Raw genomic sequence first — 13,943 nt, forward strand, 5'->3', positions numbered from 1 at the left:
CTTAACCCGGAACCCTGTCGGCCTCATTAATGACGACGCATATTACACTGTTAACGCCGCGCGTTAAAGAATGGAACTGTGGGGAATCGCAACAGATTTCAGCGGTTAAGCTGATTGGGAAAGGCCGCATCAAACGCGGCCTGGACGGGGATCAAGCTTCGCTTTCCACGCGCAACGCATCAGGCGGTAACGCAACGCTGAGAATCACCGGCTGGAAAGCCTCGCGATCGCCGAAAAGTTTGGATACCCCTTTCGCCACGATAAAGCCGCCAATGCCGCCCAACAGCGCGCCACAGGCCGCAGCCAGATCGCTGGCGAACAGCATCTGGAAGATGCCAGCCACTAAAAACAGGCCAAACAGCGGCGTCATGTAAACCAGCAAGGCAGAACCCAGTAGGCTGCTTTCGCGGATGCCTAACTCAATGCGCTGGCCGGGTTGCAACGGCTCCGCGCTGGCGATAGTCATCACGTGGGCATTTTTCGGCCCCAGCTGATTAAGCGCATGGCTGCCGCAGCCTTTACGCGCCGAGCAGCTGTTACAAGACGTTTTCGCTTCCGTGTGCAGAGTGGCAATGCCTTCTTTCCACGCCACCACGGTGGCCCATTCTTTCATCATTTTGGTGAACCCGAATCTATGCTGTCCGCAATACGTTTGGCAGTGGCTGGCGGTAACTCGCCCACCACCGTGATTTCGTTATTATTGCGCACTTCTGTCTGCACCGTGCGACGTCCAGTGCGCAATGCCTGCACGCTGCTGCTTTTATCTGCTGGCGTAACGTTGATGGCGAAGCTAAACAGGCCATCGCTGTACAGGCGCGATTCGACAGTTTTGTTCATCGACGGGATATCGCGGCGACTTTGCGAGATCAGTTTCATGCCCGCCGGAAGCCAGTTTGGCTGCCAGCTGAGTTCCACTTTGTCACCGGCCGGTAACGACAGCGATGGCGGCAAGTTGGCCTTCTCCAGCCCTTGCATCAGATTGCGTACGCCTTCATCGACGGCAAAGCTGATGACGCGGAACTGTTCCAGCGTTTCACCGTCCCGATCAAGCAGATCGATACGCAGCGGCAATTTAGTGTCCACATCCAGCCACACGACATAGCTGTAACGCGTGCCATCACGTGACACGATGCGCACCACTTCGCACATCTGATCGGCCATGCGCGAACGGCCCACCGGAATGAAATCGTAGGCCTCACCCAAACGGGAGAAGTCGGCGAACATCAAACCAGGTAAAGCATCGATGATGTGATTGCCCGGCAGCGAGAAGGGATCTAATCCCGGCTCGAAATAGCTGATGTCGTTCCCGCGCTGAATCACTTCACGGCGCGGCCCGTCCATCTGCAACAGTTGGGCGAAGATACGATTGTCGATAACCGCGTGACGATAACGCAGAGATTCAATGCCGAGACGCGAGACATTGATGTAGGCAAATTCGTAGTTGAGGTTCTGGCTTGCCTGCTCCATCTGTTGCAACAACGCCCCGGACGCAGAGGTCTGCGCCGAGGCGATAGATGAGCAAAACAGGCTGCCTGCCAGCAGGCTAACGGCACACCAAAGCTGCTTCATTACTGCTGCTGAGTTCCTAACGACTGATTTCCGGGAACATTAGCCTGAGCCTGTTGCGGATCGTTTTTCTCAAACTGAACCTGATCGGCATGCAGACGACGTTGCAGTTCATAATCCTGCAGCATGGCATTCACGCGGCGACGCTGTTCCTGCACCTGCTGATTAGAGCTGTTGGTGTCGAAGGCTTCAGAAGGCACGCCTAAGCTGACCGGAGACGCTTTACCCATCATCGGCAAGGTGTTGAATGCCGGTGAATCGGACGCTTCAGTCGCGCTGCCGGTTGGAGAGCTGTTGTAGTGCTGAACACCGACAATCACCGCCAGTGAGACGCACGCAGCCACACCAACTTGCGTCAGCTGTGCCGCCCAACTGCCACCACGACGCCAGAACGGCATCTTCTCGTAGCGTGACGGTTCAGGCTGCGCTTCAGGGATCAGCGGAGTGACTTTGCGTGCCGGCTCGTTTTCGATGGCCGCCGCCACACGTGCGGAGATATCAAAATGCAGCACTTCTCCGATATCACCGCGTAAGGTGTCGCGAATGAGATGGTAGCCTTCCCAGCTGTGCTGAAGATCCGCATCCTTCGACAACGATGCCAACAGCTCGTTATCTAAAGTTTCACCATCCATTAAAGCGGAAAGTTTTTCTTTCTGCATGCCTTGGTACCCTTCCAGTAGCCGTTATCACTGACGTTGGATAAGCGGTTGAACTTTATTATCAATAGCCTCTCGTGCACGGAAGATACGCGAACGTACGGTACCGACCGGACAATCCATGATGACGGCAATCTCTTCGTAACTCAGACCATCCAATTCCCTGAGGGTAATGGCCATACGAAGATCTTCGGGAAGCGCCTCAATGGTACGAAAGACGATTTGTTTCAGTTCTTCAGACAACATTAAGTTCTCAGGGTTCGAAATTTCTTTCAGTGCACCCGCACTTTCGAAATTTTCCGCATCGATAGCATCCACATCACTGGATGGAGGACGTCGCCCCTGAGCAACCAGATAATTTTTCGCTGTGTTTACCGCAATGCGGTACAGCCATGTATAAAAGGCGCTGTCGCCACGGAACGATTCCAGTGCGCGATACGCTTTAATAAAAGATTCCTGAACCACATCAGGCACATCGCCTGACGGAACATAGCGTGAAACCAGGCTCGCCACTTTATGCTGGTATCGAATCACCAGTAAATTAAAGGACTTTTGATCTCCCTTCTGAACCCGCTCAACGAGAACCTGATCCGTTAACTGCTCGCTCATCCGAGGTAATATCTCCCCAAAACTTTTTTATGCGTAAGTGAACTGCCAGCACATCTCATTATTCTGAGCAAGCATGCGCTTAGAGTGGCCCTTTGGCCCGAAGTTCACTACGACCAGAATTTTCCGTATCGGAACCACGACATCATTGTTGTTGATTGTCTTTCAGTGTAGCGACTTGCCACGCTGGTGGTGTCTTTTGCGGCACCGATAATCGCTGGCAGAGTACCTTATGACGCCGTCATTTTCACCTTTATTCCCTGAATTTTCAGAGTGTTTGATATAAAAAACACATTGTGCCTAATTTCAGAGTTAACTCACTGAATTCACGCTACTATCTCTACCCGCTGAATAATTTTTCCGCGCAGTTGGTTCAAAATACTTCACAGCACCCCCATCACGGCTTATGCTCAAGCCACCTTTTGTTTAGTAAATTAAACATCATGACTTCTCTCCCGGAATATCAGTGTGATGTCCTCATCGTCGGCAGCGGTGCGGCAGGTTTATCGTTAGCGCTGCGCTTAGCGCCGCATTATCAGGTTACCGTGCTGAGTAAAGCGCAGGTGAATGAGGGCTCAACGCTGTATGCGCAGGGCGGGATTGCGGCGGTGTTTGATGAAACGGACAGCATCGAATCACACGTTGAAGACACGCTGGTTGCGGGCGCCGGCTTGTGCGACCGCGATACGGTGAGCTTTATCGCCAGCAACGCGCGTCACTGCGTGCAGTGGCTGATTGATAACGGCGTTGCCTTCGATAAAGAGCCGCAGGCTGAGGGTGAAGCGCGTTACCACCTCACGCGCGAAGGTGGGCACAGCCATCGCCGCATTCTGCATAGCGCCGATGCCACTGGCCGCGCGGTGGAAACCACGCTGGTAAGCCAGGCGCTGAGCCATCCTAACATCCGCATTATTGAACGCACCAATGCGGTGGATTTGATCCTTTCCGATAAGCTTGGCCTGCCCGGCAAGCGCCGCGTAGTTGGCGCGTGGATCTGGAACCGTAAACGTGAACAGGTGGAAACCTGCCGCGCGCGCGCCGTGGTGTTAGCCACCGGCGGCGCAGCAAAAGTCTATCAGTACACCACCAATCCGGACGTGGCCTCTGGCGATGGCATTGCCATGGCATGGCGCGCCGGTTGCCGCGTAGCGAACCTCGAATTTAATCAATTCCATCCCACCTGTTTATTCCACCCACAAGCGCAAAACTTCCTGCTGACTGAAGCGCTGCGCGGTGAAGGTGCCTGGCTGTTGCGTCCTGACGGCACTCGCTTTATGCCTGACTTTGATGAGCGTGCCGAGCTGGCGCCGCGCGATATTGTGGCGCGCGCCATTGACCATGAGATGAAACGGCTGGGCGTCGATTGCATGTATCTCGACATTAGCCACCAGCCGGAAAGCTTTGTGCGCGCGCACTTCCCGATGATTTACGAAAAATTGCTGACCTTTGGCCTCGATCTCACTAAACAGCCGATTCCGATTGTGCCAGCCGCGCATTACACTTGCGGCGGCGTGATGGTCGATCAGCAAGGCCGTACAGATGTTGACGGACTGTATGCGATTGGCGAAGTGAGTTACACCGGCTTACATGGCGCAAACCGCATGGCGTCCAACTCCCTGCTCGAGTGCCTGGTTTACGGTTGGTCTGCGGCTGAAGATATGATCGCCCGCTTGCCGGACATCGCGGCGGTAGAACATCTGCCCGCGTGGGATGAAAGCCGCGTTGATGATGCCGATGAGCGCGTAGTAATCCAGCATAACTGGCATGAACTGCGATTATTCATGTGGGATTACATGGGAATTGTGCGTACTACCAAGCGTCTGGAGCGCGCACTGCGGCGCATTAATTTGCTGCAACAGGAGATTGACGAGTACTACGCGCACTTCCGCCTCTCTAACAATCTGCTCGAGCTGCGCAATCTGGTGCAGGTCGCCGAACTGATGGTGCGCTGTGCGCTGGAGCGCAAGGAGAGCCGAGGGTTACACTTTACCCTCGACAATCCCGATCTGCTGGATGAAGCGTTACCGACCATCCTGCAGCCCGAAGCTAGCGGAACAGGTAAAAGTCTTTCACCAGGCTGAGCCAGTCGGCTGAATAGCTTTTATCTTCATCACGAATGGCGAGACGTTCCAGCAAGGTTTCGCCGGCGGAGGGAGAAAAACCTAACACCACGCGATTCGGCGGGCGCTGCGCATAGGCGGCGACATCGTAGCGATAACGCAAATGCCAGCCATCCGCCAGCGCCAGTGAAATCAATGCTTCGCCAGCTTCAGCCGGCAGCACCACGCAAAATAGCCCTTCTTCTTCAATCAACTGGGCGGCACAACGCAGCAGCGTCAGATGGTCGAGCGTGGCGGTGCTGCGCGCGGTATCGCGCGCGACACTGCCGCTTGCCATACCGGGCGCGAAAAAAGGTGGATTACTGACGATGAGCGAGAAGCGTTTTTCACACTGTTCGCTCCAGCTGACAATATCCTGATGGTGGACGTGGATGCGATCCGCCCACGGCGAAGCCTGCATATTTTCCTGCGCCTGCTGCGCTGCGCTGGCTTCCAGTTCGACGGCATCAATCTCTACCGAATCTGCTGTACGTTGCGCCAGCATCAGCGCAATCAAGCCACTGCCGCAGCCAATATCGAGGATGCGACGCGCGCCGGCTACTGGCGCCCAGGCCCCGATTAACACGCCATCGGTGCCGACTTTCATCGCACAGCGATCGTGCGCCACGAAAAATTGCTTAAAGGTAAAACCGTCTTTTCTTAACGTCGGCCGCGCGTGCGGCTGGTCCTGAGACATACTTCACTACCATTGAATTTTTTACTGCCGGAAGTGTAACGTGGTGGCGATGGGAATTCATCTGCGCCGGTAATACCTACACAAACAGATGAAGATTATATTCGTTCTGTCTATAATCAGCGCCCCAAACTGAGGTAGACCATGACCGTAACCACATTCTCCGAACTCGAACTCGACGAAAGCCTGCTACAAGCTTTGCAGGAAAAAGGCTTCACTCGCCCTACTGTTATTCAGGCCGAGACCATTCCTGCCGCGCTGGAAGGCCGTGACGTTCTGGGTTCGGCTCCAACCGGGACGGGGAAAACTGCAGCGTTTTTGCTGCCCGCTTTACAGCATTTGCTCGATTTCCCGCGTAAGAAATCAGGCCCACCACGCATTCTGATCATCACCCCAACGCGCGAACTGGCGATGCAGGTTGCCGATCACGCGCGCGAGTTGGCTAAACACACGCATCTGGATATCGCCACCATCACCGGGGGCGTGGCGTATATGAACCATGCCGAAGTATTCAGCGAAAACCAGGACATCGTCGTCGCGACCACCGGCCGTTTGCTGCAGTACATCAAAGAAGAGAACTTTGACTGCCGCGCCGTAGAAACGCTGATTCTCGATGAAGCTGACCGCATGCTCGATATGGGCTTTGCGCAGGACATCGAAACCATCGCCGCAGAAACCCGCTGGCGCAAACAGACGCTGCTGTTCTCGGCGACGCTGGAAGGTGAGCACATCAAAGACTTCGCCGAGCGTTTGCTCAACGAGCCTGTGTTTATTGAGGCCGACCCAAGCAAAAGCGAACGCAAAAAAATCCAGCAATGGTATTACCGCGCCGATAATTTAGAGCATAAGAATAAGCTGCTGATTCACCTGTTGAAACAGCCAGATGCCACGCGCGTCATTGTATTTGTGCGCAAACGTGAGCGCCTGCATGAGCTGGTTACCTGGCTTCATGAAGCGGGCATCCGCACCAGCTATCTCGAAGGCGAAATGGTGCAGGTCAACCGTAACGAAGCCATCAAGCGTATGAATGATGGCCGCGTAAAGGTGATGATTGCCACCGACGTTGCTGCGCGCGGTATCGACATCGACGATATCTCGCACGTGATTAACTACGATTTGCCGCGCACCGCAGATACCTATCTGCACCGTATCGGTCGTACCGCGCGTGCGGGCCGTAAAGGTACCGCGATCTCGCTGGTTGAAGCGCACGATCACGTGCTGCTGGGCAAAATCACCCGTTACATCAACGAGCCGTTAAAAGCGCGTGTGATTGATGAGCTGCGTCCAGAAAGCCGTGCGCCAAGTGCTAAAGTGACGGGAAAACCGTCGAAAAAAGCACTTGCGAAGCGTCAAGAGCGTAAAGAGAAAGAACAAGAGAAACCGCGCGTCAAACAACGTCATCGCGATACCAAAAATGTGGGTAAACGCCGCAAGCCAAGCGGTAGCGATGCACCAAAGTCTGGTGCGGAATAAAACAGCACTCGTTGTAATTAATCGCCTCTTTTGAGGCGATTTTTTTGTTTTAAGCGTAGCGAAAACGCGCTTTCGCTATCATCCGCCCTGAAGAACCGTTCTTTTAAACTCGCCAGATAAAAAAAGCCGCGCCAATCAACATTGGCGCGGCTTGTATTGCTGTGTGTCTTTTCGTCAGCGCTGCAATTACAGGCTTTCGGTGAATGTACGTGTAATCACGTCACGCTGCTGCTCTGGCGTCAGCGCGTTAAAGCGCACGGCATAGCCGGATACGCGAATGGTCAACTGCGGATATTTTTCCGGATGATTGACGGCATCTTCCAGCGTTTCGCGGCGCAGCACGTTAACGTTCAGGTGCTGACCACCTTCGATGCGCACCTGCGGTTTCTGCTCAAGTGGAATTTCGCGGTAAGCGATTTCGCCGAGATCGCTGATAGCAACAACCTGATCTTCTGCGAAATCCCCTTTGGCGCACAGGCAGCGCGCTTCGGCTTTATCATCGTCCAGCAGCCAGAATGAGTTCAACAGCTGTGGATTATTTGCCTGAGTAATTTGAATACCGGTAATCATAGTAGGTCTCCAGGGCTTTACGCTGTCGCAACTGGGCAGCGAGGTTCATAAGGTTTTGGAATGCTGTGGTATATCACTGCAGGAAATGCGCCGTTTTGACCTGTATCAATTTCGTCCAGTCACGATTACACGCTGAAAACCTAACAAATTGATTCATAACAACTTCGCCAATTAAAATTTTACGTAAATATTCAAATTATTTTTATCCTTCTGCTGTTGAGTCCGACACGTTAAGCTAGGCGCACTATTTTGCAGGGAGTCAACGATGGCTGAGAAGCTGACCTGGCACGACGTGCTGGCTGAAGAGAAAGAGAAACCTTACTTCGTGGAAACGCTGAAAGCGGTGGCCAATGAACGCGCTGCCGGCGTAACGGTGTATCCGCCGCAGAAGGATGTGTTTAATGCCTTTCGGCTGACCGAACTGGGCGATATCAAAGTGGTGATTTTGGGGCAGGATCCCTATCACGGCCCGAATCAGGCGCATGGTCTGGCTTTTTCCGTTCTGCCCGGCGTGGCGATCCCGCCATCATTACTGAATATGTACAAAGAGCTGGAGCAAGATATGCCTGGCTTTGTGCGTCCTACGCACGGTTTTCTCGAAAGCTGGGCAACACAAGGCGTGATGCTGTTAAACACCGTGTTAACGGTGGAAGCCAGTAAGGCGCATTCGCACGCGCGCTTTGGCTGGGAAACCTTTACCGATAACGTCATCAGCGCCATCAATCAGCATCGCGAAGGGGTAATTTTCTTGCTGTGGGGTTTGCATGCGCAGAAGAAAGGCAGCATCATTGATACGCAACGTCATCATGTATTGAAAGCGCCGCACCCTTCTCCGCTCTCCGCGCATCGTGGCTTTTTTGGCAGTAAACACTTCTCGCAGGCGAATGCGCTGCTCAGTCAATCGGGCCAGTCACCGATTGACTGGATGCCGGTGTTGCCTTAATAAACAAACGGCCGCATTAAGCGGCCGTTGTTATTACAGCGACAGATTAGCCTTTGGCTTTGGTCACTGCCACCATAGCCGGACGCAGCAGGCGACCATTGAGGGTGTAACCGCGCTGCATCACCATCAGCACGTGATTTGGCGCCATATCTTCTGATTCCATCATCGACATCGCCTGATGGATCTCTGGATTGAATGGCACATTGGTTTCGCCCACCACTTCCACGCCAAACTTACGCACCGCGCCCAGCAGCGACTTCAGCGTCAGCTCGATACCTTCGATCATCGAAGCCAGTTCAGCGTTCTCTTTGTCTGCCACTTCCAGCGCGCGCTCCAGGCTATCGATCACGGGCAGCAGCTCGTTGGCAAATTTCTCCAGCGCAAATTTATGCGCTTTTTCCACGTCCATTTCAGTACGGCGACGAATATTTTCGATCTCCGCCTGCGCACGCAGCTGTGCATCACGCACGCCGGTTTGCGACACGGCTAACTCGGCTTCCAGTTGCGCGATACGCTCATCACGCGGATCCACCTCAGCGGTTGTCTCTGCGTCCACGTGCTGCTGATCCTGTTGAATTTCGTCTGAGACTTGCTCGTTTGGGGTGTTCTGTTCTTTACTACTCATGAATTTCTCCGCGTTTTGCACATTCATCTCGCTGGTTGGCTTATTATGGGGATCAGTTTGACGGTTTCAAGTAAACCCATCACATTGCCTGGCCGTTTTGGCTTATAAGGAACTCGCGCTAAATGAACAAACACTTTAACTGCATCGGGATTGTCGGCCATCCGCGCCATCCTACTGCGTTAACCACCCATGAAATGCTCTGGCGCTGGCTAACGGCAAAGGGTTATGAGGTGATTGTCGAGCAGCAGATTGCGCGCGAACTGGATTTGAAAAATGCCCAAACCGGCAGCCTTGCGGATATTGGTCAACGCGCTGATTTAGCTGTCGTGGTTGGTGGCGATGGCAACATGCTTGGTGCTGCCCGTGTGCTGGCGCGCTATGACATCAAAGTGATTGGCATCAACCGTGGCAACCTCGGTTTTCTCACCGATCTCGATCCGGACAATGCGCAACAGCAGCTGGACGATGTGCTGCAGGGCGATTACTTCGTCGAAAGCCGCTTCTTGCTGGAGGCGCAGGTGTGCAAAGAAGCGTGCTCGCCGCGCATTGGTAGTGCCATTAATGAAGTGGTGCTGCATCCCGGTAAAGTTGCGCATATGATTGAATTCGAAGTCTATATTGATGAGGTGTTTGCCTTTTCACAGCGTTCCGATGGTTTGATTATCTCCACGCCGACCGGCTCCACCGCCTATTCGCTTTCGGCGGGCGGCCCTATTCTGACGCCGTCGCTGGATGCGATTACGCTGGTGCCCATGTTCCCGCACACGCTTTCTGCGCGTCCGCTGGTAATCAACAGCAGCAGCACCATCCGCCTGCGTTTTTCTTCCCTGCGCAGCGATCTTGAGATCAGTTGCGACAGCCAGATTGCCTTGCCAATTCAGGAAGGTGAAGATGTCCTGATCCGCCGTAGCGCCAATCATCTCAATCTTATCCATCCTAAAAATTACAACTATTTTAATACCTTAAGTTCAAAGCTGGGCTGGTCTAAAAAATTGTTCTGAAAATCAGCGCTGACTACTTTACTGTATAAAAAACCAGGATATACTGTACGTAAAACCATATCTGTTTTTACATACAGGTGATTCTATGCTGGCACAATTGACCATCAGTAACTTTGCTATCGTTCGTGAACTGGAGATCGACTTTCATCGTGGTATGACGGCGATCACGGGTGAAACCGGCGCAGGTAAATCTATCGCCATCGATGCGTTGGGCCTGTGTCTGGGCGGCCGCGCTGAGGCAGATATGGTGCGTCAGGGTGCCAGTCGTGCTGATATCTGCGCCCGTTTCCAGCTCAAAGCTTCGCCTTCCGCACAACGCTGGCTGGTGGAGAATCAGCTGGATGAAGGCAATGAGTGTCTGCTGCGGCGTGTGATTAGCGCGGATGGTCGTTCGCGTGGCTTTATCAACGGCACATCGGTGCCGCTGTCGCAGTTGCGTGAACTGGGCCAGTTGCTGATTCAGATTCACGGCCAGCATGCTCACCAGTTGCTGCTCAAATCCGATCACCAAAAACATCTGCTGGATGCGTATGCAGCCCACGATGATTTGCTGTCTGAAATGCGCCAGCACTATCAGCGCTGGCATCAGAGTTGCCGTGCGCTGGCACAACATCAGCAGCTTTCGCAAGAGCGTGAATCCCGTCGCGAGCTACTGCAGTATCAGTTGAAAGAACTCAATGAATTTGCCCCGCAGCTGGGCGAATTTGAACAGATTGATGAAGAGTACAAACGCCTGGCGAACAGCGGCCAGTTGCTGTCCACCAGCCAGCAAGCGCTGCAAATTCTCGCCGATGGGGATGACACCAACCTGCAGAGCCTTCTTTATAGCGCTCGTCACATGCTGGGCGAACTGGTGACGCTGGATAATAAAGTCAGCGGCGTGTTCAATCTGCTGGAGGAAGCCGCGATTCAACTCAGTGAAGCCAGCGATGAACTGCGTCACTACTGCGAACGTCTGGATCTCGATCCCAATCGCCTGCATGAGCTGGAGCAACGTCTGTCACGGCAGATTGCATTGGCACGTAAGCACCATGTCGTACCTGAAACCTTGCCGGTGCTTTATCAGCAGCTACTGGATGAAGCGGAATTGCTTTCGCAACAAGAGAGCGATCAGGAAACTTTGCAGTCTGAAGTTGTCGCCCACCACAAAGCCGCGTTAGTCAGCGCTGAAAATCTGCATCAACTGCGCGAGCATTCCGCTCAAGAATTGAGCCAGCTGATTACGCAAAGCATGCGCACGCTGGCAATGCCGCACGGCCAGTTTGCCATTGTGCTGGAGTTCAATGCCGATCAACTCACCGCAGATGGCGCAACGCGCATTGATTTCCGCGTTACGACGAACCCAGGCCAGCCGCTCCAGCCGCTGGGCAAAGTGGCTTCCGGCGGTGAGCTGTCGCGTATCGCTCTGGCGATTCAGGTGATTACCGCACAGAAAATGGAAACACCGGCAATGATCTTCGATGAAGTAGATGTTGGCATCAGCGGCCCAACCGCCGCTGTTGTCGGCCAAATGCTGCGTCAGCTGGGCGAGTCAACACAGGTTATGTGTGTCACGCACCTGCCGCAGGTTGCCGGCTGCGGTCATCAGCACTTTTACGTCAGCAAAGAGACCGATGGTGCGATGACAGAAACGCATATGCAGCCGCTGGATAAACGCGCGCGTCTGCAAGAGTTGGCGCGTTTGCTGGGCGGCAGCGAGGTGACGCGCAACACGCTGGCCAACGCTAAAGAACTTTTAGCCGCCTGATACCGCACTTTTTTCCCGGCTGGTGGTCATATGCTTGCTCTGTAGAGGTTTCAAATAGCGAAAAGGTTTATTATCATCGGCAGTTATGTCGTCTGAGTAATAAAGCCTGCCGCAGGCAGAGTTCAGAATTTGATGGCAAAAAAATAGCCTGCTGAAAGGCGTTTGGCCCCAGAAAAGGAATGTATAGATGCGCTGTAAAACGCTGACTGCCGCGGCAGTAGTAATGTTGATGATGACCGCTGGATGTTCCACCCTTGAGCGCGTTGTGTATCGTCCGGATATCAATCAGGGGAATTACCTGGTCGCCAACGATGTGTCGAAAATTCACAACGGCATGACGCAGCAGCAGGTTGCCTACACGCTCGGTACGCCGATGATGCGCGATCCGTTTGGCAGCAACGTTTGGTATTACGTGTTCCGCCAGGAACCAGGCCATGAAGGTGTGAAACAGCAAACGCTGACGCTGACCTTTGACAGCAACGGAACACTGACTAACATCGACAATAAGCCGAAGCTCTCAGGCAAAGAAGGCTAAGTGAACGGCAATAAAAAAGGCGCTTAAGCGCCTTTTTTCGTTTTTACATTCCGACTATTTCTTCTCAGCTGACCGCTCTGCGCGTTGACGCCGTAACTCTTTCGGGTCGGCAATCAGCGGACGATAGATCTCAATGCGATCACCATCCTGGACGGCATCACCCAATTTTACCGGGCGGCTATAAATCCCAACCTTATTCGAGTTCAGGTCAATATCTTTACGCAGTGACAGCAACCCCGAAGCCTTGATCGCTTGCTCAACGGTTGCGCCTTCTTCAAGCGTTACGGCACGCATATACTGCTTGTCTGGCAGTGCGTAAACCACTTCCACGCTGATATCAGGCACGATAAACCTCTTTTGCGCGCTGACTGAACGCCTGCACCATGCTATTTGCCAGCTCTTTAAAGATGCGGCCGAACGCCATTTCTACCAGCATATTGGTGAACTCAAAATCGAGGTTCAACTCAACCTTGCAGGCATCATCCCCTAATGAAGTGAAATGCCAGCCGCCGGTCAATTTACGAAACGGGCCATCAACCAACTGCATCAATATGCTTTGGTTGCTGATCAGCGTGTTGCGCGTGGTGAAAGTTTTACTGATGCCCGCTTTCGAGACATCAACGGCCGCGGTCATTTGATCTCCGCTGTTATCCAGCACGCGACTGCCGGTGCAGCCCGGCAGAAACTGAGGATAAGCATCCACGTCATTCACAAGACGGTACATCTGTTCAGCGCTATAAGGGACCAGCGCTGAACGACTAATCTGGGCCATAATGGTTCCTGTTCATCACAAAACCATTGAATAATACCATTTTCAGTCACCAAACAAAAATTCACGGCTTTGCTTGCTGTGCTAAAATGGAGTGTTTTTTACCGCCCTGCAGGACAGGGGATGCGCCCATAAACTGAGTGATGTAGACTACGCCGCACTATGACAAAGAAAAAAGTTAACAAACCCGGTTCAGCCACTATTGCCCTCAATAAACGCGCACGCCATGAATACTTCATTGAAGAAGAGTTCGAGGCGGGTATGTCGTTGCAAGGATGGGAAGTCAAATCACTCCGTGCCGGTAAGGCTAACATCAGCGATAGCTACATTCTGTTGCGCGATGGTGAAGCTTACCTGTTCGGCTCTACTTTCCAGCCGCTAGCGGTTGCTTCAACGCATGTGGTGTGTGATCCCACGAGAAGCCGCAAGCTGCTGCTGAAACAACGTGAACTCGATTCGCTGTACGGTCGCGTCAACCGCGAAGGTTTTACCGTGGTTGCGCTGTCGATGTACTGGAAAAATGCCTGGGCCAAACTGAAAATCGGTGTGGCGCGCGGTAAGAAAGAGCACGACAAGCGTGACGACGTGAAAGAACGCGAATGGAAGATGGACAAAGCGCGTATTATGAAGAATTCAAAGCGTTAAGCGCTGGATTTTGG

16 protein-coding genes are annotated in these 13,943 nt (G+C 53.3%); 7 read left to right on the forward strand and 9 right to left on the reverse strand.

Annotation, left to right across the window (positions count from 1 at the left end; genetic code table 11):
- Positions 1-151: 151 nt before the first annotated feature.
- The 4 genes from rseC to rpoE are packed head-to-tail and all read right to left on the reverse strand — an operon-like array spanning position 152 to position 2,831.
- Entirely contained in the window at positions 152-616 is a 465-nt protein-coding gene (gene rseC, locus PO881_RS14360) for a SoxR-reducing system protein RseC (protein ID WP_061718009.1), read from the reverse strand.
- Complete coding sequence (gene rseB, locus PO881_RS14365) at positions 613-1,569, reverse strand: sigma-E factor regulatory protein RseB (protein WP_110868278.1); 957 nt, start codon at positions 1,567-1,569, stop codon at positions 613-615. Before rseB ends, rseC begins: the two co-directional genes overlap by 4 nt.
- Positions 1,569-2,225, reverse strand: a complete 657-nt coding sequence (rseA, locus tag PO881_RS14370; protein ID WP_277973972.1) for an anti-sigma-E factor RseA — start codon at positions 2,223-2,225, stop codon at positions 1,569-1,571. The genes rseB and rseA overlap by 1 nt, the downstream gene beginning before the upstream one ends.
- Positions 2,226-2,252: 27 nt before the next feature.
- Complete coding sequence (rpoE, locus tag PO881_RS14375) at positions 2,253-2,831, reverse strand: RNA polymerase sigma factor RpoE (protein ID WP_007886161.1); 579 nt, start codon at positions 2,829-2,831, stop codon at positions 2,253-2,255.
- Positions 2,832-3,271: 440 nt separating this feature from the next.
- Here rpoE and nadB point away from each other — a divergent pair, with 440 nt between their 5' ends.
- Positions 3,272-4,909, forward strand: coding sequence for an L-aspartate oxidase (gene nadB, locus PO881_RS14380; protein WP_101763455.1), 1,638 nt, complete (start codon positions 3,272-3,274; stop codon positions 4,907-4,909).
- Here nadB and PO881_RS14385 read toward each other — a convergent pair.
- A complete protein-coding gene (locus PO881_RS14385; protein ID WP_280171972.1) occupies positions 4,875-5,624 on the reverse strand; it encodes a tRNA1(Val) (adenine(37)-N6)-methyltransferase in 750 nt (249 codons plus the stop codon). The genes nadB and PO881_RS14385 overlap by 35 nt on opposite strands.
- Before the next feature lie 141 nt (positions 5,625-5,765).
- Here PO881_RS14385 and srmB point away from each other — a divergent pair, with 141 nt between their 5' ends.
- A complete protein-coding gene (gene srmB / locus PO881_RS14390; RefSeq protein WP_137386305.1) occupies positions 5,766-7,094 on the forward strand; it encodes an ATP-dependent RNA helicase SrmB in 1,329 nt (442 codons plus the stop codon).
- A gap of 186 nt (positions 7,095-7,280) precedes the next feature.
- Here srmB and grcA read toward each other — a convergent pair whose 3' ends face one another.
- Positions 7,281-7,664 (reverse strand): autonomous glycyl radical cofactor GrcA, encoded by a 384-nt coding sequence (grcA, locus tag PO881_RS14395; RefSeq protein ID WP_008101535.1) that lies wholly within the window; start codon positions 7,662-7,664, stop codon positions 7,281-7,283.
- 265 nt (positions 7,665-7,929) lie between these two features.
- On the opposite strand from grcA, the gene ung reads away from it, so the two are divergent.
- The gene (ung, locus tag PO881_RS14400; RefSeq protein WP_280171973.1) at positions 7,930-8,607 is read left to right on the forward strand and encodes a uracil-DNA glycosylase; all 678 of its coding nucleotides are present in this window, start codon (positions 7,930-7,932) and stop codon (positions 8,605-8,607) included.
- A 46-nt stretch (positions 8,608-8,653) separates the two neighbouring features.
- On the opposite strand, the gene grpE is transcribed toward ung, so the two are convergent.
- Positions 8,654-9,232 (reverse strand): nucleotide exchange factor GrpE, encoded by a 579-nt coding sequence (gene grpE, locus PO881_RS14405; protein WP_101763451.1) that lies wholly within the window; start codon positions 9,230-9,232, stop codon positions 8,654-8,656.
- A 122-nt stretch (positions 9,233-9,354) separates the two neighbouring features.
- Here grpE and nadK point away from each other — a divergent pair, with 122 nt between their 5' ends.
- From nadK to bamE, 3 genes are all read left to right on the forward strand, one after another.
- Positions 9,355-10,233, forward strand: coding sequence for an NAD(+) kinase (nadK, locus tag PO881_RS14410; RefSeq protein ID WP_061718023.1), 879 nt, complete (start codon positions 9,355-9,357; stop codon positions 10,231-10,233).
- Between the two features lie 85 nt (positions 10,234-10,318).
- On the forward strand, positions 10,319-11,980 hold the full coding sequence (gene recN / locus PO881_RS14415) for a DNA repair protein RecN (protein WP_280171974.1): 1,662 nt from the start codon (positions 10,319-10,321) through the stop codon (positions 11,978-11,980).
- A 187-nt stretch (positions 11,981-12,167) separates the two neighbouring features.
- Positions 12,168-12,515 (forward strand): outer membrane protein assembly factor BamE, encoded by a 348-nt coding sequence (bamE, locus tag PO881_RS14420; protein WP_101763449.1) that lies wholly within the window; start codon positions 12,168-12,170, stop codon positions 12,513-12,515.
- Positions 12,516-12,569: 54 nt separating this feature from the next.
- On the opposite strand, the gene PO881_RS14425 is transcribed toward bamE, so the two are convergent.
- Positions 12,570-12,860: an RnfH family protein gene (locus tag PO881_RS14425; protein WP_110868282.1), complete on the reverse strand. Its 291-nt coding sequence runs from the start codon at positions 12,858-12,860 to the stop codon at positions 12,570-12,572.
- Positions 12,853-13,287, reverse strand: a complete 435-nt coding sequence (locus tag PO881_RS14430) for a type II toxin-antitoxin system RatA family toxin (RefSeq protein ID WP_008101549.1) — start codon at positions 13,285-13,287, stop codon at positions 12,853-12,855. Before PO881_RS14430 ends, PO881_RS14425 begins: the two co-directional genes overlap by 8 nt.
- 159 nt (positions 13,288-13,446) lie before the next feature.
- On the opposite strand from PO881_RS14430, the gene smpB reads away from it, so the two are divergent.
- Positions 13,447-13,929, forward strand: a complete 483-nt coding sequence (gene smpB / locus PO881_RS14435) for an SsrA-binding protein SmpB (protein ID WP_007886141.1) — start codon at positions 13,447-13,449, stop codon at positions 13,927-13,929.
- The last annotated feature ends 14 nt before the right edge of the window (positions 13,930-13,943 follow it).

It is taken from the genome of Pantoea sp. SS70 (genome assembly GCF_029866845.1).
Taxonomy (GTDB): Bacteria; Pseudomonadota; Gammaproteobacteria; order Enterobacterales; family Enterobacteriaceae; genus Pantoea; species Pantoea leporis.

Excerpts from the sequence above, each read along its gene's own strand:
- nadK (WP_061718023.1), top strand. The coding sequence starts at position 9,355 with ATGAACAAACACTTTAACTGCATCGGGATTGTCGGCCATCCGCGCCAT.
- PO881_RS14385 (WP_280171972.1), bottom strand. The coding sequence starts at position 5,624 with ATGTCTCAGGACCAGCCGCACGCGCGGCCGACGTTAAGAAAAGACGGT.
- grpE (WP_101763451.1), bottom strand. The coding sequence starts at position 9,232 with ATGAGTAGTAAAGAACAGAACACCCCAAACGAGCAAGTCTCAGACGAA.
- srmB (WP_137386305.1), top strand. The coding sequence starts at position 5,766 with ATGACCGTAACCACATTCTCCGAACTCGAACTCGACGAAAGCCTGCTA.
- rseB (WP_110868278.1), bottom strand. The coding sequence starts at position 1,569 with ATGAAGCAGCTTTGGTGTGCCGTTAGCCTGCTGGCAGGCAGCCTGTTT.
- grcA (WP_008101535.1), bottom strand. The coding sequence starts at position 7,664 with ATGATTACCGGTATTCAAATTACTCAGGCAAATAATCCACAGCTGTTG.
- rpoE (WP_007886161.1), bottom strand. The coding sequence starts at position 2,831 with ATGAGCGAGCAGTTAACGGATCAGGTTCTCGTTGAGCGGGTTCAGAAG.
- rseA (WP_277973972.1), bottom strand. The coding sequence starts at position 2,225 with ATGCAGAAAGAAAAACTTTCCGCTTTAATGGATGGTGAAACTTTAGAT.
- rseC (WP_061718009.1), bottom strand. The coding sequence starts at position 616 with ATGATGAAAGAATGGGCCACCGTGGTGGCGTGGAAAGAAGGCATTGCC.
- recN (WP_280171974.1), top strand. The coding sequence starts at position 10,319 with ATGCTGGCACAATTGACCATCAGTAACTTTGCTATCGTTCGTGAACTG.
- nadB (WP_101763455.1), top strand. The coding sequence starts at position 3,272 with ATGACTTCTCTCCCGGAATATCAGTGTGATGTCCTCATCGTCGGCAGC.
- bamE (WP_101763449.1), top strand. The coding sequence starts at position 12,168 with ATGCGCTGTAAAACGCTGACTGCCGCGGCAGTAGTAATGTTGATGATG.
- smpB (WP_007886141.1), top strand. The coding sequence starts at position 13,447 with ATGACAAAGAAAAAAGTTAACAAACCCGGTTCAGCCACTATTGCCCTC.
- ung (WP_280171973.1), top strand. The coding sequence starts at position 7,930 with ATGGCTGAGAAGCTGACCTGGCACGACGTGCTGGCTGAAGAGAAAGAG.
- PO881_RS14430 (WP_008101549.1), bottom strand. The coding sequence starts at position 13,287 with ATGGCCCAGATTAGTCGTTCAGCGCTGGTCCCTTATAGCGCTGAACAG.